The 20,691-nt window shown below is 66.2% G+C and carries 18 protein-coding genes; 7 read left to right on the top strand and 11 right to left on the bottom strand.

Features of this window, described 5'->3' with window-relative positions:
- Positions 1 to 25 precede the first annotated feature (25 nt).
- The 5 genes from nrdF to L1892_RS05530 form a co-directional block, all read right to left on the bottom strand.
- A complete protein-coding gene (gene nrdF / locus L1892_RS05555) occupies positions 26 to 1,000 on the bottom strand; it encodes a class 1b ribonucleoside-diphosphate reductase subunit beta (protein WP_235722486.1) in 975 nt (324 codons plus the stop codon).
- Between the two features lie 811 nt (positions 1,001 to 1,811).
- The gene (gene nrdE, locus L1892_RS05545; protein WP_235722484.1) at positions 1,812 to 4,007 is read right to left on the bottom strand and encodes a class 1b ribonucleoside-diphosphate reductase subunit alpha; all 2,196 of its coding nucleotides are present in this window, start codon (positions 4,005 to 4,007) and stop codon (positions 1,812 to 1,814) included.
- A 58-nt stretch (positions 4,008 to 4,065) separates the two neighbouring features.
- Positions 4,066 to 4,572 carry a class Ib ribonucleoside-diphosphate reductase assembly flavoprotein NrdI gene (gene nrdI, locus L1892_RS05540; protein WP_235722483.1) on the bottom strand — a complete coding sequence of 169 codons (507 nt, stop codon included), beginning with the start codon at positions 4,570 to 4,572 and terminating at the stop codon, positions 4,066 to 4,068.
- 103 nt (positions 4,573 to 4,675) lie between these two features.
- Entirely contained in the window at positions 4,676 to 4,909 is a 234-nt protein-coding gene (locus L1892_RS05535) for a redoxin NrdH (RefSeq protein ID WP_235722481.1), read from the bottom strand.
- 555 nt (positions 4,910 to 5,464) lie between these two features.
- Positions 5,465 to 6,034, bottom strand: coding sequence for an NAD(P)H-dependent oxidoreductase (locus L1892_RS05530; RefSeq protein ID WP_235722480.1), 570 nt, complete (start codon positions 6,032 to 6,034; stop codon positions 5,465 to 5,467).
- A gap of 108 nt (positions 6,035 to 6,142) precedes the next feature.
- On the opposite strand from L1892_RS05530, the gene L1892_RS05525 reads away from it, so the two are divergent.
- On the top strand, positions 6,143 to 6,784 hold the full coding sequence (locus L1892_RS05525; RefSeq protein WP_235722478.1) for a TetR/AcrR family transcriptional regulator: 642 nt from the start codon (positions 6,143 to 6,145) through the stop codon (positions 6,782 to 6,784).
- A gap of 130 nt (positions 6,785 to 6,914) precedes the next feature.
- Positions 6,915 to 8,075, top strand: a complete 1,161-nt coding sequence (hpxO, locus tag L1892_RS05520; protein WP_235722782.1) for an FAD-dependent urate hydroxylase HpxO — start codon at positions 6,915 to 6,917, stop codon at positions 8,073 to 8,075.
- A gap of 77 nt (positions 8,076 to 8,152) precedes the next feature.
- Here the strand turns inward: hpxO and eccB are convergent, their stop codons facing one another.
- Positions 8,153 to 9,646: a type VII secretion protein EccB gene (eccB, locus tag L1892_RS05515; RefSeq protein WP_235722476.1), complete on the bottom strand. Its 1,494-nt coding sequence runs from the start codon at positions 9,644 to 9,646 to the stop codon at positions 8,153 to 8,155.
- A 214-nt stretch (positions 9,647 to 9,860) separates the two neighbouring features.
- Between eccB and eccE the strand changes: the two genes are divergently transcribed.
- Complete coding sequence (gene eccE / locus L1892_RS05510) at positions 9,861 to 11,564, top strand: type VII secretion protein EccE (RefSeq protein ID WP_235722474.1); 1,704 nt, start codon at positions 9,861 to 9,863, stop codon at positions 11,562 to 11,564.
- A gap of 18 nt (positions 11,565 to 11,582) precedes the next feature.
- Here eccE and manA read toward each other — a convergent pair whose 3' ends face one another.
- The 3 genes from manA to L1892_RS05495 all read right to left on the bottom strand — a co-directional run bounded on the left by manA (position 11,583) and on the right by L1892_RS05495 (position 14,559).
- A complete protein-coding gene (manA, locus tag L1892_RS05505) occupies positions 11,583 to 12,839 on the bottom strand; it encodes a mannose-6-phosphate isomerase, class I (protein WP_235722781.1) in 1,257 nt (418 codons plus the stop codon).
- A gap of 4 nt (positions 12,840 to 12,843) precedes the next feature.
- Positions 12,844 to 13,953, bottom strand: a complete 1,110-nt coding sequence (locus L1892_RS05500; RefSeq protein ID WP_235722473.1) for a hypothetical protein — start codon at positions 13,951 to 13,953, stop codon at positions 12,844 to 12,846.
- Positions 13,954 to 14,073: 120 nt separating this feature from the next.
- Positions 14,074 to 14,559, bottom strand: a complete 486-nt coding sequence (locus tag L1892_RS05495) for a DUF3499 domain-containing protein (protein ID WP_266061752.1) — start codon at positions 14,557 to 14,559, stop codon at positions 14,074 to 14,076.
- Between the two features lie 255 nt (positions 14,560 to 14,814).
- Here L1892_RS05495 and L1892_RS05490 point away from each other — a divergent pair, with 255 nt between their 5' ends.
- A complete protein-coding gene (locus L1892_RS05490; RefSeq protein WP_235722780.1) occupies positions 14,815 to 15,261 on the top strand; it encodes a metallopeptidase family protein in 447 nt (148 codons plus the stop codon).
- Between the two features lie 89 nt (positions 15,262 to 15,350).
- Here L1892_RS05490 and L1892_RS05485 read toward each other — a convergent pair whose 3' ends face one another.
- Positions 15,351 to 15,608 (bottom strand): WhiB family transcriptional regulator, encoded by a 258-nt coding sequence (locus tag L1892_RS05485; RefSeq protein WP_171011557.1) that lies wholly within the window; start codon positions 15,606 to 15,608, stop codon positions 15,351 to 15,353.
- A 749-nt stretch (positions 15,609 to 16,357) separates the two neighbouring features.
- On the opposite strand from L1892_RS05485, the gene cofD reads away from it, so the two are divergent.
- The 3 genes from cofD to L1892_RS05470 are packed head-to-tail and all read left to right on the top strand — an operon-like array spanning position 16,358 to position 19,376.
- Entirely contained in the window at positions 16,358 to 17,455 is a 1,098-nt protein-coding gene (gene cofD, locus L1892_RS05480; RefSeq protein WP_235722471.1) for a 2-phospho-L-lactate transferase, read from the top strand.
- The gene (locus tag L1892_RS05475; protein ID WP_235722469.1) at positions 17,452 to 18,810 is read left to right on the top strand and encodes a coenzyme F420-0:L-glutamate ligase; all 1,359 of its coding nucleotides are present in this window, start codon (positions 17,452 to 17,454) and stop codon (positions 18,808 to 18,810) included. Before cofD ends, L1892_RS05475 begins: the two co-directional genes overlap by 4 nt.
- Positions 18,807 to 19,376 carry an NUDIX hydrolase gene (locus L1892_RS05470; RefSeq protein WP_235722467.1) on the top strand — a complete coding sequence of 190 codons (570 nt, stop codon included), beginning with the start codon at positions 18,807 to 18,809 and terminating at the stop codon, positions 19,374 to 19,376. Before L1892_RS05475 ends, L1892_RS05470 begins: the two co-directional genes overlap by 4 nt.
- A 54-nt stretch (positions 19,377 to 19,430) precedes the next feature.
- On the opposite strand, the gene glgC is transcribed toward L1892_RS05470, so the two are convergent.
- Positions 19,431 to 20,645 (bottom strand): glucose-1-phosphate adenylyltransferase, encoded by a 1,215-nt coding sequence (gene glgC / locus L1892_RS05465; protein ID WP_235722465.1) that lies wholly within the window; start codon positions 20,643 to 20,645, stop codon positions 19,431 to 19,433.
- Positions 20,646 to 20,691: the final 46 nt, after the last annotated feature.

Here is a 20,691-nt window from a genome sequence, read left to right as displayed (position 1 = left end):
GGTCCGTACTACAAGACGCAAGGTGTCAGAAGTCCCAGTCCTCGTCCTCGGTGTTGACGGCCTTACCGATGACATACGAGCTGCCCGAGCCGGAGAAGAAGTCGTGGTTCTCGTCGGCGTTGGGTGACAACGCCGACAGAATCGCCGGGTTCACGTCGGTCTCGTCCCTGGGGAACATCGCCTCGTAGCCGAGGTTCATCAGCGCCTTGTTGGCGTTGTAGCGCAGGAACTTCTTGACGTCCTCGCTGAGGCCGACCTCGTCGTAGAGGGCCTCGGTGTAGTCGGACTCGTTGTCGTAGAGCTCGAACAGCAGCTCGAAGGTGTAGTCCTTGAGCTCTTGGCGACGTTCGGGGCTCTGCACCTCGAGACCGCGCTGGTACTTGTAGCCGATGTAGTAGCCGTGCACGGCCTCGTCGCGAATGATCAGCCGGATCAGGTCGGCGGTGTTGGTGAGCTTGGCGCGGCTGCTCCAGTACATCGGCAGATAGAAGCCGGAATAGAACAGGAACGACTCGAGCAGCGTGGAGGCGACCTTGCGCTTGAGCGGGTCGTCGCCACGGTAGTAATCCATGACGATCTGCGCCTTGCGCTGCAGCTGCTCGTTCTCCTCCGACCAGCGGAACGCCTCGTCGATCTCCTTGGTGGAGCACAGCGTGGAGAAGATGGAGCTGTAGCTCTTGGCGTGCACCGACTCCATGAATGCGATGTTGGTGAGCACCGCCTCCTCGTGCGGCGTGGTCGCATCCGGGATCAGCGAGACCGCACCGACGGTGCCCTGGATGGTGTCCAGCAGCGTCAGGCCGGTGAAGACCCGCATCGTCAGCTGCTTCTCGTACTCGGTGAGGGTGTGCCACGACTGGATGTCGTTGGACACCGGCACCTTCTCCGGCAACCAGAAGTTGCCGGTGAGGCGATCCCAGACCTCGGCGTCCTTCTCGTCGGGGACGCGGTTCCAGTTGATCGCGGAGACGCGGTCGACGAGCTTCAGTTTCTCAGGCATTTCAACTTCCGCTTTCTTCATTCGTTGTTGTGGCCGCGTCCTCAACGCAGTATCGACAAGTGTCTTTGAACACGCCTTTGTTCGTGTGATAGCGAGTGTGAGCACTTCGCTTGCTGGATGGCTGCGGTCGTCCCTTTCGAGTTGCCGACGTCTTGGCACGTGTCTCATCGCTCGCTCGGCGTCCGAAGTTCGGATTCCCCGAGCCTCGTCGCTGCTCGGAGAGACGCTGCCTGGATTCGGCAGACATCGTGTGTCCGTAGCCTGGATGGTCGATCCCGAACTTACCGAAGTTCGGGTTGGCCGCTCCTGTAATGGAACCTCGTCGCTCGACTGACCACTTCGCTCGCTGTTCGTCCGAGTGCGTTCGCCCGAAGAATGGATTTTCTTGTGCGAACCGACTTACTCCCTTCCGACCGGTTGACCGAATTCGAGCTGCTTCGCGCATCTCTTCGGTCCATACAACGCCGGTAGGACCCAGCCCCCCGGAGGCCAGATTGAGTAACGGCTGACCGTCACGACGTAGGTAGGCAATCCACGCGATTTCAGCCTGCCCCAAGTCGTCCAGTCCGTCGATCCAATCGAGCTCATCGGCTATTACATTGTCGCGATCTTGCTTTCGCAGCCAGTCGTAGAACGGAGTCTTTCGGCCAGCTGCAGCAACCTTGAAATGTTGCTGTAAGCGTCTGGACGCAGTCTTGGTTGTAAGCCCGATATAGCGATAGTCGTACTCTGGCCGCAAGCGGACTCCGTATATGACACCGTACTTCGCGATTGTCATGGTCACACCATCCACGAACAGTTGGTCAGGCTGTCACAACATGCAGGAAACGCAATTTTCCACCTCAGTCCCCTCGAGAGCGAGCTGACGCAGACGGATGTAATACAGCGTCTTGATCCCCTTGCGCCACGCGTAGATCTGCGCCTTGTTGACGTCGCGGGTGGTGGCGGTGTCCTTGAAGAACAGGGTGAGACTCAGCCCCTGGTCGACGTGCTGGGTCGCCGCGGCGTAGGTGTCGATGACCTTCTCGTACCCGATCTCATACGCATCCTGGTAGTACTCCAGGTTGTCGTTGGTCATGTACGGCGCCGGGTAATAGACGCGGCCGATCTTGCCTTCCTTGCGGATCTCGATCTTCGCGGCCACCGGGTGGATCGAGCTGGTCGAGTGGTTGATGTAGGAGATCGATCCGGTCGGCGGGACGGCCTGCAGATTCTGGTTGTAGATACCGTCGCGCTGCACGGCGGCCTTCAGCTCCCGCCAGTCGTCCTGGGTGGGAATGTGAATTCCGGCCTGGCCGAACAGGTCGCGTACCTTCTGGGTCTCCGGCTCCCACACCTTCTCGGTGTACTTGTCGAAGAACTCCCCGCTGGCGTACTTCGACTTCTCGAAGCCGCCGAAGGCATGGCCACGTTCACGCGCGATCTTGTTCGACGCCCGCAGCGCGTGGAACAGCACCGTGTAGAAGTAGATGTTCGTGAAGTCGACACCTTCGTCGCTGCCGTAGAAGATCCGTTCGCGGGCCAGGTAGCCGTGTAGATTCATCTGACCGAGGCCGATGGCGTGGGAGTCGTTGTTGCCCTTCTCGATCGAGGGCACCGAGGTGATCGAGGTCTGATCGCTGACCGCGGTGAGACCGCGGATCGCGGTCTCGATGGTCTGCCCGAAGTCGGGTGAGTCCATCGCCTTGGCGATGTTGAGCGACCCGAGGTTGCACGAGATGTCCTTACCGATGTGCGAGTAGGACAGATCGTCGTTGAACTCTGACGCGGTGGAGACCTGCAGGATCTCCGAGCACAGGTTGGAGTGGGTGATCTTGCCGTCGATCGGGTTGGCCCGGTTCACCGTGTCCTCGAACATGATGTACGGGTAGCCCGACTCGAACTGCAACTCGGCGAGGGTCTGGAAGAACTCGCGGGCCTTGATCTTGGTCTTGCGGATGCGCTTGTCCTCGACCATCTCGTGGTACGTGTCGGTCACGTTCACGTCGGCGAACGGCACTCCATAGACGCGCTCGACGTCATACGGGCTGAACAGGTACATGTCGTCGTTGTCCTTGGCGAGCTGAAAGGTGATGTCGGGGATCACCACGCCGAGCGACAACGTCTTGATACGGATCTTCTCGTCCGCGTTCTCCCGCTTGGTGTCGAGGAAGCGGTAGATGTCGGGATGATGGGCGTGCAGATACACCGCGCCGGCGCCCTGGCGCGCGCCGAGCTGGTTGGCGTAGGAGAACGAGTCCTCGAGCAGCTTCATGATCGGGATGACGCCCGAGCTCTGGTTCTCGATCTTCTTGATCGGCGCGCCGTGCTCACGGATGTTGGACAGCAGCAGCGCCACTCCTCCGCCGCGCTTGGAGAGCTGGAGAGCCGAATTGATCGACCTCCCAATGGATTCCATGTTGTCCTCGATGCGAAGCAAAAAGCAGCTCACCGGCTCACCACGCTGCTTCTTACCCGAGTTGAGGAAGGTCGGGGTGGCCGGCTGGAAACGCCCCTCGATGATCTCGTCGACGAGATGACGGGCCAGCGCCGTGTCACCGTCGGCCAGCGTCAGCGCGACCATGCACACCCGGTCCTCGAAGCGTTCCAGGAACCGCTTGCCGTCGAAGGTCTTCAGTGTGTAGCTGGTGTAGTACTTGAACGCGCCGAGGAACGTCGGGAATCGGAACTTCTTCGAGAACGCATGCCCGAACAGGAGTTTCACGAACTCGCGGTCGTACTTCGCGAGGACCTCGGGCTCGTAATAGTTCTCCTCGAGCAGGTAGTCGAGCTTCTCGTCGAGGTCATGGAAGAAGACCGTGTTCTGGTTGACGTGCTGCAGGAAGTACTGGTTGGCCGCCTCGCGGTCCTTGTCGAACTGGATGTTGCCGTCCCTGTCGTACAGGTTCAGCATCGCGTTGAGCGCGTGATAGTCCAATTCGCCGGGTTCGTGCCCCGACGGGCCGGGATGCACTCCGGACTTGCTGGCCGAGGCGGTGTCCGAGACGGGTGCGGCGGTTGGCGACACGAAAGACTCCTGCAGCTAGATGATTGTGGGCGAAACGGTACTCGTGGGGTCTGACAGTTCAGGCGCGCGAAACGCTCAGCGCGTCCCGGTCCGGATGGGTGAACGCCGAGCTCAGCGCGAAATCGGCCAGCCCGTCCCGTACCCGCTCGACATCGTCGACAGTGCCCATCAGCTCGAACCGATAGAGATAGGGCACCCGACACTTCCGCGAGACGATGTCGCCGGCGAGACAGAACTCCTCGCCGAAGTTGGTGTTCCCGGCCGCGATGACGGCGCGGATCAGCGAGCGGTTGTGGATGTTGTTGAGGAACTTGATGACCTGCTTGGGCACGTACCCGGATCGGTCGCCGGTCGCCTTGCCACCGCCATAGGTGGGCAGCACCAGCACGAACGGCTCATCGACGGTGAACACCGCAGGATCGCCGAGGACCGGGATACGCTGCGCGCGCAATCCGAGCTTCTCGACGAATCGATGCGTGTTCTCCGACACCGAGGAAAAATAGACGATCAGTGGCGCCGGGTGGGACGCCCGGACCGAAGCGTCGGGATTCGAGGCCTGGGTCACGATCGACCTCCAAACTCCTGACTCGTGTGCTACCTCGTGATCTCGCTTACCCCGATCGCACCATGATCGAACCCGACTTCCCCATCAGGCCGACAGAGGGGGATCAGGCAGCCGATGCGGCGAGGGCCTTGATGCGGTCCGGGCGGAAACCCGACCAGTGTTCGTCGCCGACGACCACCACGGGGGCCTGCAGGTAACCGAGCGCCATCACATAGTCGCGCGCCTCATCGTCGGTGCTGATGTCAACCACCTCGTAAGCCAGGCCCTGCTTGTCGAGGGCCTTGTAGGTGGCGTTGCACTGGACGCAGGCGGGCTTGGTGTAGACGGTGATGGCCATCAAAGTTCTCCTCGTGCGGTTCGATGCGTCTGTTGGATCAGGCTGGTCTGGTCGTCGTGTGTGCTGTGGCGTCCACCGCTGCCCGGGTGTCCACCATGTCGCCGGCATCGACCCATCCGGGCCGTCACCGTTCGGCCCTTGTCAGAGGAAACCGAACCCGCCACCTTCGCGCTCGACATCTGCATTCACGCTCTACATCTGTCTTCAACGCAGTGCGGTGGCCGCACTTTCCCAACGTGAAGATGGTGACCTATATCACCGTCTTCGAGGCGCTTTCCGCAGAATCACATTCGTGTAGGTAATCCGCCCTGCCGGTCTCCCAAACACTACACCTAGTGGCTGACAATTCGCACCACCACTAGAGGTTGTGAATAACATTCGTGAAAGTCGCAGGTCGTAGGCATGCGAGATCGTGAAGTCGGGCGTGTCCGGCGTGTCGTCCACATGTTGTCCCCCGGCAGTCCACAAGGTGTCCCACGGCACTCCACAACCCCGCAAACGACCAACGCCGCCGCGAGCCCTTGCTCGCGGCGGCGCATCGTCACCATCGGTTGATCAGACCGACACCGACACCTCATCGGCCAGTCGGCGAACCGCGTCCACCACCCCGGTGACGAGCTCCGCGTCGGCGAGTCCGTCGTCGGACATCGAGGAGGTCTGCAGCCCGAACTCGACCTCCTCGACGACGTGGCCGCCGGCGATCTTCACGGACTTACGGGTGTCTTCACGTGACCAGGTACCCGCGAACCGGCCCAATGCCGCGCCGATCACGCCGACCGGCTTGCCCGACAGGGCACCGGCACCGTACGGGCGCGAGAGCCAGTCGATGGCGTTCTTCAACACCGCGGGCATGGTGCCGTTGTACTCCGGGGTGACCAGCAGCACGGCGTCGGCCGCAGCGACCGCCTCACGCAACCCGGTGACGCCCTCGGGCAGAGTCGCGCCCGCCTCGATGGAGGGGTCGTCGTCCTCGCTGTAGAACGCCAGCCGGCCCAGACCATCGACCACGGTCACGGTGATGCCGGCCGGAGCCTTGTCGGCGGCGAGCTGGGCGAGACCTCGGTTGATCGATTCGCGGCGCAGACTGCCCACCAGCGCCACGATCTCCACATTGCGTTCGCTCACGGACGCTCCTCCTGTTATCCACGCACTCGATGGTTAGCCATTCGAAGTATCAAACGGCAGGCCGGTCCCACCGATTCCCGATCCGCCCGAACCGTTACCCTCGTCACTGTGTCGAACGGTCCCGACGGCGGTTTCATACCTCTGAGCATGTCCGTCGGCGTCGGCGAACGGGCGGACACCGAACGGGCCGATGCCGCGCGGAATCGCCGCTTGCTGCTCGCGGCGGCCCAGAACCTCATCGACAATCACGGCGCCGCCGCCGTGACGATGGACGCGGTCGCCCGCGAAGCAGGTGTCGGCAAGGGCACCGTGTTCCGGCGCTTCGGCAGCCGGACGGGCCTGATGTTCGCGCTACTCGATCATTCAGAGTCGGAGATCCAGCGCGCCTACATCTCCGGGCCGCAACCATTGGGGCCGGGCGCTCCCCCGTTGGATCGCCTGCTCGCCTATGGCCGGGCCCGGCTCAAGCTCACCTCGAGCCATCTGGACATCCTGCTCGAGGCCGGCGGCGCCGGCGGCGACTTCATGAACCACCCGGTGTGGTCGGCGTCCAACCGCCATGTCCAGATCTTGCTGCATCAGTTGGGATTCGGCGATCGCCTCGACGTCATCTCGGTCGCGGTGCAGTCTCCGTTGAATGCGGCGGCGGTCAAGCATCTCGTCGAAGTCGCCGGCCTCGACCTAGAGACCATCACCGCCGAGTGGGAAGAGATGGTCCGCACCCTGGCCCGCGGCGTGACCGGCGACTGAACCCCCACGTTCACGAAGCCCGCGGTCACCTCGGCCGTTCTGCGGTGGTGCGGCAACCGTCATAGCCTTGACTGACCTGTCGCCCCGGCCCCGCACGGATGGCGACACCGGAGAGAAGGGACCCCACGAGGTGAAGGCTGTCATCATCGGCGCCGGAATGGGCGGACTCAGCGCTGCCATCGCGCTCAAGCAGATCGGTCACGAGGTCGAGGTCTATGAACAGGTGACCGAGAACAAGCCGGTGGGCGCCGCGATCTCGGTCTGGTCCAACGGCGTCAAATGCCTCAACCACCTCGGACTCGAGAAACAGACAGCGGCGCTCGGCGGCATCGTCGACTCCATGTCCTACGTCGACGGGTTCACCGGCGAAACCATGTGCCGCTTCAGCATGCAACCACTGATCGATGAGGTCGGGCAGCGCCCGTACCCCGTCGCCCGGGCCGAGCTGCAGATGATGCTGATGACCGCGTACGGCATGGCGGACATCAACTTCGGCAAGAAGATGGTCAGTGTCGCCGACGGCCCCACGCAGGCCACGGTCGAGTTCGCCGACGGCACCACCGCCACGGGCGACATCGTCATCGGCGCCGACGGTGCCAAATCCCTGACGCGCGAGTATGTCCTGGGCGGACCGGTGGAACGCCGATATGCGGGCTATGTCAATTTCAACGGTCTCGTCGAGGTGGATGAGGCCATCGGGCCGGCCACCGAGTGGACCACCTACGTGGGCGACGGAAAGCGGGTGTCGGTGATGCCCATCGCCGACAATCGCTTCTACTTCTTCTTCGATGTGACGATGCCAGAAGGTGAACCCTACGAACGCGGTACCGCGCGCGAGGTCCTCGCGGACAATTTCGCGCGTTGGGCCCCCGGGGTCCAGCGGCTCATCGAGAAGCTCGACCCGGCGACCACCAATCGCGTCGAGATCCTCGACCTCGATCCGTTTCACACCTGGGTCAAGGGCCGGGTCGCGGTGCTCGGCGACGCCGCCCACAACACCACTCCCGACATCGGACAGGGCGGCTGTTCGGCGATGGAAGACGCAGTGGCACTTCAGTTCGCGTTCACAGAGCACCGCGACGATGTCCACGCAGCGCTGGCCGCCTACGAGTCGTCGCGCACCGAGCGGGCCGGCGATCTCGTCCTGCGCGCGCGCCGGCGGTGCGACGTGACCCACGCCAAGGATCCGGCGGCGACTGCCGCTTGGTACGACGAGCTGCGCTCCGAAGACGGGACCCGGATCATCCGCGGCATCGTCTCCAACATCGTCGGCGGCCCACTGACGTCCTGAACGGCAGCCACGCCCAGTCGACCGAAAACAGCGCCCAGTCGACGCGCAGGTTCAGTTGGCAGTTTGCCGACGGTGGGTCAGTTGCCGGGGTCGGCGATGGCCCGGCCGTCCTGATCGGGCACCATGCCGTCGTGGGACACCAGCGCGGCGGTCCGGGACAAGGACGGACCGGCGGCCAGCAGCGAGATCACCGACCATGGCGCCTGCATGGGACGCTCACCCAATCCCAGGATCTGCCCGGCCTCGGCATCGGCCACCCCGAAGCGAATCCCGAAATCACTGACGAAGAACCGGGATTCGACGCGTTCGCTGTCGGGTTCGGCGCCGGTGACCTGGAGGTACTCACCGGTGCCCGGACGGAGGTACACCTGATCGACGCCCGGGCCCGGACCGTCCGCCGAGGTGAGGGATACCGGCTCGGCACCGTCGGGTAGGGGCAACGTCCGACCGATCAGGAACCCGGTGGTCGCCGCGGGATCATCCGCACCGCGCGACCAGGATCGACACAGCGTGCCACCGGTGTCGACATCCACCAGATTCGGTGCGCGATCGGGGAAGTCGTCGACAGGTAGGCGTGCGGACGTCGGCGTGGCCGCGATCTCCCCCGGCGCCACCGTCTGGACGGGAGCGGTGCCGTCGCGATCGGCGAGACGCAGGATCTCTGCGGTCGCCTCGGTGATCTGTTGCACACCGTCCCGCAACACGACGTAGTAGCTCGTCTGATCGTCGATGCCGACGGACTTCACCACCGAGCCCACACGGATGTCGTCGTCGCGCATTCCCCCGGGCCGGCCTTCACCGCTGATGTCGGGCACCTCGATCGGGTCGACCTCGGGGAAACTGTTCAGTAGTCCGGCACTCATCTCACGCGGCGCGACCCCCTCGAGGCCCAACGCACGCATCACCGGAACGCTGTCGGTGTCCACGGCTGCCCGCACCGTGCGCGGCGTGCCATCACGCATCACCGTGTACACGAGGTAGGTCTCGCCACCGGTGGTCACCATGACCGCGTCATCGCTGTCCGCGGAGTCGATCGCTCCGCCGAGCACTGGTCGCTCCCCGATGACCGTGAGAGTGATCGACTCTCCGGAGACGTTCGGGTAGACGGCCGCGGTGTCGCAGACGGTCCAGAACGACTCGCCGGGGTGGCCCGACGACGGCAACGCGCCGGGCGCGCCGGGGATACCGAGTAAGGGTCCGCGCGGATATGACGCGAGTTTGCCGTCGCTGACCGACGCAGGCGACTCACTGCTGCCGGTGATCAACCGAGCCGACGCGAGATTGAGGACCGGATGCAGGGTGTCATCGATGACGACGTAGTTGCCGCCGCCATCCTTGCTGACGACGATCTTCGCGTCGCCCACCGAGCCCTGTGGCCGGATGAGCCCCCACACCCCGCAACCACCCAGGACCAGCAGGCCCAGTACGGTACCGACGAGTAGTGCTTGTATCTGCGAGCGCATCGGGTCGTGCAGCATCCGCACGTCCCGCCGCACCAGCGCATGTTCCAGACGGCGCAGCAGGAAACGGTAACCGTTCACCTGCGCCCTGGTGGTCAGCTGCCGGGCCATCGTTCCCCCATTCCGACTGCGTGGCAGACACGGCTCATCCTCGCCTCACCGAGTATCACGTGGTCACCGACGATTCGCCGCGTAGTAGCGTAGCCGATACGTTTCCGCGGGTGTCGTGCCTGTCACCCGGAGAACTGAGGGGGGTTCCATGGTGATGCGGGGCGCACCGCCACCGACTGCGACGAGCGCGGGGGCGACACGGTCGGCGGCGCGCGTGGACACCGATCATCCCGCGGGCGCACACCGGCACCGTCGTGGCCTGCCGCTGGGCACCCTGGTGCTGATCGAGACCGTCCTCGCCGCCGGACTCGTCGGATGGGCCGTCAGCGGGTCCACGCTGGGTGCGATCGCGCTGATACTCGCCGCACTCGCCTCACTCGCACTGATCCCGCTGCGTGGGCGCAGGTCGATGGTCGCTGCCTGGTCGCACCGCATCGGCTTCCGCTGGGCGCGGGCACAGCGGGGCGCCGCCGACCTCGTTCCGGCGTCCTTCGACATTCCGGCCGGACCACAGACCGGCCGCACCCCCCTGAGGACACCGACGTCGGTGACCGACACCATCGGCGCCCGGTGGGTGGGCGACACACTGATCACCGTGCTCCGGGTGTCGCCCGCAACGCCTGCGGTGACCTATCTGACCCCGGCCGGGGCCGCGGTGAACGACCCGACCGGCCAGGTGGTGCCACTGGATGCGCTCGCCGAGTGCATCAACCCGTTCGACATCCGACTGGATTCGATCGAGGTGATCAGCCACGGCGTGCGTAGCTGGGGCGGCGGCACGATCGCGCAGACCTACCACCGCACCCTGGGCCCGCTGGCGGCGACGGCGCACCGCTCCGTGCTGGTCGTGCTCCGCCTCAACCCCCTGCATTGCGCCGACGCGGTGGCGCGTCGTGGCGGAGGTGCCGTCGGCGCCCTGCGCACGGCGACGATCAGCACTCGCCGCGTGGCCAACCGGCTCTCGGAGAGCGGCCTGCGCGTCTCGATCCTCAACGCCGCCGAGATCACCACGGTCACCACCCAGTTGTCCGAGGGCGCACCGATCGACGACATGGGCGAGGAGTGGGATTCCATCGCCGCAGGCGAACTGCGGTTTCGTAGCGCGCTCATCGACCCGGACCTACTCGCGTCCGTCATGTCGACGATCTGGGTCAACACCGCGTTGTCGACCACCACGACGGTGCGCCTGCGCCATGATGCCGAGGGCGCACTCGAGGTCAGCGGCATGGTGCGATTCGCCGAGTTGCCGACGGCGGGCCGAACGGCCGATCCGCTCCCGGCAGGTCTGACCGTGCTGGAGGGACACCAATTCGACGCTCTGGCAGCCAGTCTGCCGATTGCCGTACCCGGCAGGCTCGATCGCCGCCTCCGGTGCGCTCACGGCGACGACGCCCTCGCGTTGCTGCGGTCGATGCGGATACCGGCCGGCGGATGTGGACAACTTGTTGGTGCCGACCACAGCGGGCGAGCCGTCGCGGTACCGCTGCTCGGTCCCGACGTCCGGGCGGTGGCGCTCTGCGCTGGACCACAGGTGGTCGGTCAGGTGATCCTGCGGGCGATCGCGATCGGCGCTGCGGTCACCGTGCACTCCGTGCGACCGGCCCAGTGGCACAACCTGATCGCCCAGGTCGGCGATCTGCGGCGACTCGCATTGAGCTCCGACCGGGTCCAGGCCCCGCTCGGGCACCGGGTGGCGGTCTACGACGGACTCACCCCGCCGCCGGCCGAACCCCACACCACGCATCTGACGGTTCTCGCACCCGACGATCCACGCGTGACCGACCTGGTCCCCGACGCAGCGGTCATCCTCCGGCAGAACCCGCGGGCGCCCCAGGACATCTCGGTCACCACGGCCAACGAGCGAGTGGCCGTCACGATGGTTGCGACCCCCGACGAATGGAAGATGCTGGGGCGGTAGCGAAGCGCTGGCACGGCGCTACTGCTCGCGCCCCGCACTCACCGGGACCAGTGCCCGGAAGAACACCGCACGCGACGACGATGCGTGCACCACCACATCGGGCTCGGAGTCGGCGATCCACACCGCCTGCCCGGCCCGAACCGTGATGGGCCGGCCACCCATCGGACGGACCTCGATCGAACCGGTCAGCACGGTCAGGATCTGTGGACCGGGCATGTCGAAACAGATCGAGGAGGCATACAGCAGGCCGGTGCCGTCGAGCTCCACCCGCGACAACCGGAACTCGGGAGCGGCGGTCACATAGATGCGCTCGGCGCCGACGGTGTGTACCGCAGGCACGAGATCATCCACGGCGGCGGGCGTGAAATCGAGCACGCGCAGCAATTCGGGGACGTCGATGTGTTTGGGTGTCAATCCACCGCGGAGCACGTTGTCGGAGTTCGCCATGATCTCCACCCCGGTCCCCCGCAGATACGCGTGCAGGTTTCCCGCGGGCAGGTAGAGTCCGTCCCCCGGCTCGAGATGAATCCGATTGAGCAGCAAGGACGCCAGGACTCCCGGGTCTCGCGGGTAGACCTCGCCGAGTTCCAGCACGGTGCGCAGCTCCGCGGCGAACCTCGGCCGTCCCGAGCTGAGGAGTTCTACCGCCGCGGCCAGCACCGCGGGCACCAGGGTGGTGATGGACGCGTCGGGCAGGGTCAGCCATGTGGTGAACAGGGCGCGTAGACCTTCGGAATCCGGTTGCCCGGCCAACATACCGAGATACGGATCGAGTTCAGCGACCTGCAGTTCTCGCAGCAAGTCCACGGTCGCACCCGGATCGCGGAAACCGGCCAACGCCTCGAACTCGGTGAGCGCCACGATGAGTTCGGGTTTGTGCCACGGGTCGCGATAGTTGCGATCTGAGGCATCGAGTCGCAGGCCCTGTGCGTTCTCGCGCTCGAAGCCGTCGCGCGCCTGGTCGGCACTCGGATGCGCCTGCAACGACAGCGGTTCCTCGGCCGCGAGGACCTTCATCAGGAACGGCAACCTACCGTCGAATCGGTCGATCGTGTGTTGACCCAGCATCCCGGGTGGGTCTGCTTGGATCGCCGTCAGCAAGTCGACGTCGATCTGACCGTCCGCGCCGAGACAGGACGCCGGTCCGGCCGGATGAGCCCCGAACCACAACTCGGCCTCCGGATGCGGGGACGGCACCGCCTTGCCTCGCATCGACGCGATCGCGGTCCGCGACCCCCACGCGTAGGGCCGCACCACGCCTTCCAGGGTTCTCATCACCTCAGGTCCTGATCAGCCGGAGATAGACGGCGGCCATCTCGATCCGCAACACCAGTACGAGCAACGCTTCGATGTCTGCGGGTGCGTCGGCGGCCGCCTCATCGGGCATCTGCGCCGGGCTCGGTGGCGTCGGGGTGCCCGATTCGCCGGTCAGCACGTCGAGATCGCCGATCCCGTCGAGCCGCCTGCGCAGATACCAGTCGCGCGCCGGCGTGGTGACCGCCATGACCCGCGGTGGTGCCTCCGCTGCCGGACCGTCGAAGTCCGGGTCGTAGAAGATCGAATCGGTGGGGGCCGATCCGGTGCGTGCCGAAAACTCCCGATGCAGCCGCATGACGTCACCAATCTCGGCGGTCGCCGAGATCACGCCCGCCAGAGCCACCAGCGCCCGGGACGCCTGCGCGGCCACCACCGCGGTTGCCGCGGAGTCGCCGACCCAGAGGATCGACCGGCCATCGAGTCGTCCCGCGATCGCCTTGGCAAGGTTGTGGAAACTCTCCTGACGCGGATGGTTGGCTCCGGCCTCGGCGTCGATGGCGTCCGCGAGGTCGGCCAGCCCGGGAGCGCGACCGGTGAACCGCACCTGCGACAGCGAGACCACGACGGCCAACAGCGCCGCGACAAACCCCGGGAACCGGAAACGCGGGTCCACGCCGACGCGCGGCGACAGATCGATACCGTTGCCACCCAGCGCTTCCCGCAACGGACCCTCGATCGGGGCGGCGACCACGACCTCCGCGCGGCGGCGCAACGATCGGGCTGCGGCGTCGGCCAGCATCATGTCGCCGGCGTCGTCACCGGCGATCACCACCACGTCGAGCGGACCGATCCAGCCCGGCAGTACCGAGGCACACACGATCGGCACGTCGACGCGCGCGCCGACGGCCGCGGTCACCAGGGCGGCCGCAGGCGCAGCGGCCCCGGTGGGCGAGCACACGATCACGACGCTGCGCGGACGCAACTGCTTGAGGGGCTCCAACACTCCCTCACGCTGCGCCTCCGCGACCGCACGCACCTGGGCGCCCGCCAGGGCAACCGTCGGCAGTAATCCGTCTACGTCGGCATCGATCAACTCCTCGACGTCATCGAGGTCGAGGGAACCGGTGCGCATGCCATCTAGATTAACCACGGAGCCGACTCGTCAACCACTTCGCCGACGACCCGAGCGCCACGTTGCGACCCCACGCAGGCCGACGCGAATGACCGGTACGGCTGCCGCCGCGCACCCCGATCAGTCGATGGGATCGGGCAGCACCCGTAGGTGACCGCGACGTCCCGGTCGTGGCCGTGCGGAATGCGGCGAGCGACGTGTGGGCTCATCGGCCGACGGTGACGATTCCGATGACGCCACCCCGGGACGTCCGCGACGATGTCGGCCCGGCGGCCGCGTGTCGTCGAGGGGATCGAACAGATCGGGGAATCCCGGTGTCACATCGACACGGTCGGCGCCGCCGACCTCACGGACCGCCTCGGCCAGCGCGGTGAGCTCGTAGTCCTCGGCGACCGGCGCGGAGAAGCCGCTCTCGCTGCGCAACATCTCCCAGCCCCGTGGCACGGTGATCCGTCGGGCATGTTCGTCACACAGATCCCACGAATGCGGCTCGGCGCTGCTGGCCAACGGTCCGATCACCGCGGTCGACTCGGCGTAGACGAAGGTCAGGGTAGCCACCGCGGAACGGGCGCAGCCGGGCCTGCAGCACTGTCGGGGGAGCTTCACGCAGTCGAGGTTATCCCCGCGGGGCCTTGCGCGCCGGTGGCGACACGCGCGCACGCCCAAAGACACCTCACCCGAGACACCGACGTGACAAATACCTACACTCTCGACATGCGCTTCGATGCTCCCCGCCCCTCGCGTGGCCGTGGCGACGATCCGCGCGGCCGCGGGCAGGACGCGCGGGGTCGGCTGAACCAAACCCGCGGCCGGGCCGCGGAGTCTCGGTCCGGGGCACCCACACGGCGATCCGGTCGGCGAATCGGGGTCCGCGACCGCCGTGGACGCGGCCTGCGTTCGCCGCTGTTACCCCAATCCGTGCCGGCATTCGCCAGCCGATCCGACTCGTTCGACGTGACCGCTCTCGAAGCGTTCGCGGAGATCGATGCGCACTGGCACGAACAGCTCATCGGGCTCGACATCGCCGTCGACGACATCCCCCGCATGCTTCCGCGCGACCCTGAGTCGATCCAGTGGCCCGACGAGGTCACCGCCGACGGGGCCATACCGCTGGCTCGACTCATCCCGGCCGGCGTCGACGTGACCGGTCAGCCCACGCGGGCCCAGATCATATTGTTTCGGCGACCACTGGAGATCCGCGCCAAGCGTGGCGCCGATCTGCTGGAACTCGTCCACGAAGTCCTGGTGCAGCAGGTGGCGACCCACCTCGGCGTCGATGAGGACACTGTCGACCGCGGGCCGGAGTGATCGGCGCCGTGACGGTGAACAGCACTCGGTGACACCGCAGGAGCTGTGACCGCCCTACTGTTCGGCCCGCTGAGCGGACCGGCGGACCCTCAGATGATGCCGCGCTTGAGGCGGCGGCGCTCACGCTCGGAGAGACCGCCCCAGATGCCGAACCGCTCGTCGTTGTGTAACGCGTACTCGAGGCATTCCGACTTGACCTCGCAGCCCTGGCAGATGCGCTTGGCCTCGCGGGTGGACCCGCCCTTCTCCGGGAAGAACGCCTCCGGATCGGTCTGCGCACAGAGCGCGCGGTCCTGCCACTGTTCCTCGACCGCGTCGAAGAGATCATCGAAATCGTTGGGCACCAAGGAGAGGTGGCGACGCTGAGGCCACGGCGAATTCTCTACCGGCTCAGCGGAATCCACACCGATGATCGGCGACATGAATGAATCGCCGGGCATTCCAATGGGATTGACGCCCACCTCGGCACCGGCGAGCTCTTCCGCCCGATCGATCGGTGCGGCAGGGCTGTGTTGATCGGAAATATTGCGTGGTTCAAGGGGATTGCCGATCGGGTTTTCGAAAGCCATCGTCGGCGCCTCCTAGCTCGAGAGTCTGTCAGTTCCAGTTACCGCCGGATGCGGCCGGCCACCCTGCCGCTCCGCCGCATCTGCCCACACCGTCGATCTCACCGCGTGTCCGGGGCCAACCCCCACCGGGCTCTTCGAACATATGAGCGAAAGCCTTGCGCTCCATCGATTCTCGATCTCGAAACCCGGAATGACACTGATGTGATTACACACGGCCGAGGCCACCGCGGTCAAGTTAAACCGAAAGATTCCTTCATACCACCAGTCTTCGGGATCTCTCGGTCCGACACGGACCGGGTCGGTGGGGATCTGCAATCTCACAGATCGCCGATCCCCTCCCCCCAGAGTGCCACCCATGGTAGCGAACCCAATGCCACCCGGTCGCCACGTCATCGGCGTACCGACGGTGACCTCGGACTTCGCGTCCTCGCAGCGCGTTCGCGATGCATCGCCGACGACGCGTCAGTCATGTGACAGCCGCCAACGCCCGCCAAGGGCGTTGGGAGACATGGCCTAGAGTGAACGAGGTGAAAGTGACGGTCCTCGTGGGCGGTGTCGGTGGCGCGCGGTTTCTCTCCGGCGTGCGGGAGGTATTCGGGCCCACCCCCTTTCCTGATCCGGCCGAGCAGCCCTCGCACCGGGACACGGCAGACGGCGACGTCATCGGTAGCCCGCCACATCCCGGCGCCGGCGCCGGTACGCATTCGGTGACCGCAGTCGTCAACGTCGGCGACGATGCCTGGATGCACGGGGTGCGTATCTGCCCTGACCTCGACACGTGCATGTACACCCTCGGCGGCGGAATCGACACCGCCCGCGGTTGGGGCCGGGTCGACGAGACGTGGCACGCCAAGGAAGAGCTGGCCGCCTACGGCGCCGACCCCGACTGGTTCGGTCTGGGTGACCGCGATCTCGCCACACACCTGATCCGCACGCAGATGCTGGACGCGGGCTATCGACTGTCCGACGTGACCGCAGCCCTGTGCCGGCGTTGGCAGCCCGGGGTGCGCTTGCTGCCGGCCACCGACGACCGACATGAGACCCATGTGGTGGTGGCCAAACCCGACGGTGACGAAGGTGAGCGCGTGGCCATTCATTTCCAGGAATGGTGGGTGCGCCACCGCGCCCGCATACCCACCTTCGGGTTCGCGCAGGTGGGCTCCGACGACACCCGAGCCGCGCCGGGAGTGGCCGAGGCGATCGCCGACGCCGACGTCGTGTTGCTCGCGCCCAGCAACCCGGTGGTCAGCATCGGCGCCATCGTGAGTGTGCCCGGCATCCGAAGTGCGCTCCGGACCACGCCCGCACCGGTGGTCGGGATCTCGCCGGTCATCGACAACCGGCCCCTGCGTGGGATGGCCGACGAATGTCTGTCGGTGATCGGCGTGGAGACCTCGGCGGAGGCGATCGCGGCCCACTACGGCGCTCGCAGCGGCAACGGAATCCTGGACGGCTGGCTGGTGGCCGAGGGCGACCGGGCCGCCGTCGACGGGATCACCATCGGCTCGGCTCCCCTGCTGATGACCGATCCCGCCGCCACCGCGCAGATGGTGCGCGATGCGTGCGCACTCGTCGGAGTCGGCACTCCCGACCTCGACGACGGCTCCGTTGGCGGACCCGCATGACCGCCGGCACCGGTCGACCCGACCACGGCGCGAGCGGCGGACTCGAGATCCGGCCGGTCACCGGCCTCGGCGAGTTCGGGCCGGGCATGGACGTCGCCGCCGAATTGCTCACAGCGGCGCCCTGGCTCGCCGACGGCGACGTGATCGTGGCGACCAGCAAGATCTTCTCCAAGGTCGAGGGACGCATGGTCGATGCGCCGACCGACCCCGACGAGCGAGACGCTCTGCGCCGACGACTCATCGACGCCGAATCGGTTCGCGTGCTGGCTCGCAAGAACCGCACGCTGATCACGGAGAACCGCAACGGTCTCGTCCAGGCCGCCGCCGGCGTCGACGGTTCGAATGTCGCGACCGATCAGCTCGCGCTGCTGCCCGTCGACCCGGACCTCAGCGCGGCCGGACTACGACGGCGCATCCACGAGCTGGCCGATCTCGACGTGGCGGTGGTGGTCACCGACACCATGGGTCGGGCGTGGCGCAACGGCCAGACCGATGTCGCGATCGGGTCGGCAGGGGTCGCCGTCTCTCACCCTTATGACGGGTCGGTCGATGCGCACGGCAATCCGCTGATCGTGACCGACATCGCCGTTGCCGACGAGATCGCCGCCGCCGCCGATCTCGTCAAGGGCAAACTCGGCGGGATGCCCATCGCCGTCATCCGTGGCCTGCATCCTGTCGACGACGGTTCGCGGGCGGCCGACCTGGTCCGCCCCGCCGAAGAGGACCTGTTCCGACTCGGCACCGCCGAGGCCATCGAACTCGGACGGCGCGAGGCACTGCTGACCCGCCGATCGGTGCGTTCCTTTGCGCCCGAACCCGTCGAGAGCGAGATCATGCACGCCGCGTTCGCGGATGCGCTGACCGCCCCGGCCCCGCACCACACCCATCCCGTCCGCTTCGTGTGGGTGCGGTCCGGCGACCGCCGTGCACACCTGCTCGACGAGATGAGACAGGCCTGGCGTATCGATCTCGAGAGCGACGCGAAGTCACCGGAGTCGGTGGCCAAACGTCTGGGCCGCGGTCAGATCCTGTACGACGCACCGGAACTGGTGATACCGTTCCTGGTTCCCGACGGGGCTCACGAGTATCGGGATGCGCGACGCAACGCTGCCGAACACACGATGTTCACCGTCGCAGCCGGCGGCGCGGTGAACGCGTTACTGGTCGCGCTGTCGGTGCGCGGGATCGGTAGCTGCTGGATCGGGTCGACGATCTTCGCCCCCGAAGTGGTGCGCCGGGCTCTCGACCTCGACGACGGGTGGGAGCCGTTGGGCGCCGTCGCCGTCGGGCGGCCCGCGACCGAGAGCCCGACCCGCGCACCGGCCGACACCACGGGACTGGTGATCGAGCGATGAGCGCACCGTCGTTGAAGGCCTCGACCGAGCAGGCCCTACGCTCGTGGGCCGCCCCCGATGCCGAACAGGACTCCCTGCGCCACACGTATCTCGCATTCCTGGCCGCAGCCCCCGACGGGTGCCTGCGTGCCAGCGAACCCGGCCACATCACCGCGTCGGCGATCGTGTTCGACGCGTCCCTGCGCCATGTGTTACTGACCCTGCACCCGCGCGTGGGTAAGTGGATTCAGCTCGGCGGGCACTGTGAGCCGGACGACACGACGATCGCCGATGCCGCGCGTCGGGAGGCTATCGAGGAATCCGGTATCGCCACCCTGCGACTCTCGCCGATGCCGGTCCATCTGCATACCCATCCGATCACCTGCTCGCTCGGCGTAGCCACACGCCACCTCGACGTGCGCTACGCCGCCATCACCGAACCGACCTCCGACGGAGATCCGCCACCGGTTATCCGCAGCGACGAGTCGGTCGACCTGGCATGGTGGCCGATCGATGCCCTCCCCGCGGACACGGACACCGTCGACGTCCCGATCCTCATCGACCGGGGCCTCGCCGCGATGCGGTGACGCCGACGGCAGCGGTAACGGTGGCGATGCGTCGGTGAACTCCCGCGTGCTGCGTCAGACGCGGAAGCCCTTGCCCACGGTTACGACACCACCGCTGCTCACCGAGAACCGCTCTCGGTCGGACTCGGAATCGACGCCGAGCGCTACGCCTTCGCCGACCGTCACGTTCTTGTCGAGGATCGCGTGGCGCACGACCGCTCCCTTACCGATCCGCACACCGGGCATCAGCACACTGCCCTCGACGATCGCGCCGTCTTCGATCACCACGTTCGCCGACAGCACCGAGTCGCTGACGGTGCCGGCCGACACGATGCAACCCGCACCAACGACCGAATCCTGGGCCGTTCCCCCCTGGACGAACTTGGCGGGCGGCAGGTTGACGGTCTCGCCACGGATCGGCCACCGCTGGTTGTAGAGGTTGAAGACCGGGTGTACGGACACGAGATCCATGTGTGCGTCGTAGAAGGCGTCTAGCGTACCGACGTCTCGCCAGTAGCCCTTGTCCCGCTCTGTCTCCCCGGGTACCTCGTTGTCCTTGAAGTCGTAGACATAGGCGCGATCCCGGCGGACGAAGGCGGGGATTATGTCGCCGCCCATGTCGTGGTCGGAATCCGAGTCGGCGGCGTCGGCGCGGATCGCGTCCACCAGCGCATCGGTGGTGAACACGTAGTTGCCCATCGACGCGAAGGTGACCTCGGGATCGTCGGGGGTGCCCGGCGGCTCGGCAGGCTTTTCCAGGAATCGGGTGATCCGTCCCGTCGAATCGGAGTCGATGCAGCCGAATGCGGTCGCCTCCGCGCGGGGCACCCGGATGCCGGCGACGGTGACATCGGCACCGGAATCGATGTGGGCCTCGACCATCTGCGAGGGATCCATCCGGTACACGTGGTCGGCGCCGAAGACGACGATGTACTCGGGCCGTTCGTCGCTGATGAGATTCATCGACTGGAAGATCGCGTCGGCGCTGCCGGTATACCAGCGTGGCCCGAGCCGCTGCTGCGCGGGCACCGGGGTGATGTACTCACCGTGGAAGCCCGAGGAGAACCAGGTCTGCGAGATGTGACGGTCAAGTGAATGCGACTTGTACTGCGTGAGAACACAGATCCGTTCATAGCCGGCGTTGACCAGATTGGAGAGCACGAAGTCGATCAGCCGGTACGAGCCGCCGAACGGAACCGCCGGTTTGGCGCGATCCATCGTCAAGGGGTACAGGCGCTTCCCCTCGCCGCCTGCGAGAACGATTCCGAGCACGTGCGGCTGTGATCTCACATGCTCCAACTTAACGGGCATCGAACGTCGCGGCTAGGCGAATGGC

Origin of the sequence: Gordonia tangerina (assembly GCF_021556435.1) — a bacterium.
Lineage (GTDB): Bacteria > Actinomycetota > Actinomycetes > Mycobacteriales > Mycobacteriaceae > Gordonia > Gordonia tangerina.
Note: the sequence above shows the minus strand (reverse complement) of the source record. Positions and strands in the feature narration are given on the sequence as shown.

Excerpts from the sequence above, each read along its gene's own strand:
- L1892_RS05470 (WP_235722467.1), top strand. The coding sequence starts at position 18,807 with ATGAGCGCACCGTCGTTGAAGGCCTCGACCGAGCAGGCCCTACGCTCG.
- L1892_RS05535 (WP_235722481.1), bottom strand. The coding sequence starts at position 4,909 with ATGGCCATCACCGTCTACACCAAGCCCGCCTGCGTCCAGTGCAACGCC.
- eccB (WP_235722476.1), bottom strand. The coding sequence starts at position 9,646 with ATGGCCCGGCAGCTGACCACCAGGGCGCAGGTGAACGGTTACCGTTTC.
- nrdF (WP_235722486.1), bottom strand. The coding sequence starts at position 1,000 with ATGCCTGAGAAACTGAAGCTCGTCGACCGCGTCTCCGCGATCAACTGG.
- L1892_RS05500 (WP_235722473.1), bottom strand. The coding sequence starts at position 13,953 with ATGCGCACCGGTTCCCTCGACCTCGATGACGTCGAGGAGTTGATCGAT.
- manA (WP_235722781.1), bottom strand. The coding sequence starts at position 12,839 with ATGAGAACCCTGGAAGGCGTGGTGCGGCCCTACGCGTGGGGGTCGCGG.
- L1892_RS05475 (WP_235722469.1), top strand. The coding sequence starts at position 17,452 with ATGACCGCCGGCACCGGTCGACCCGACCACGGCGCGAGCGGCGGACTC.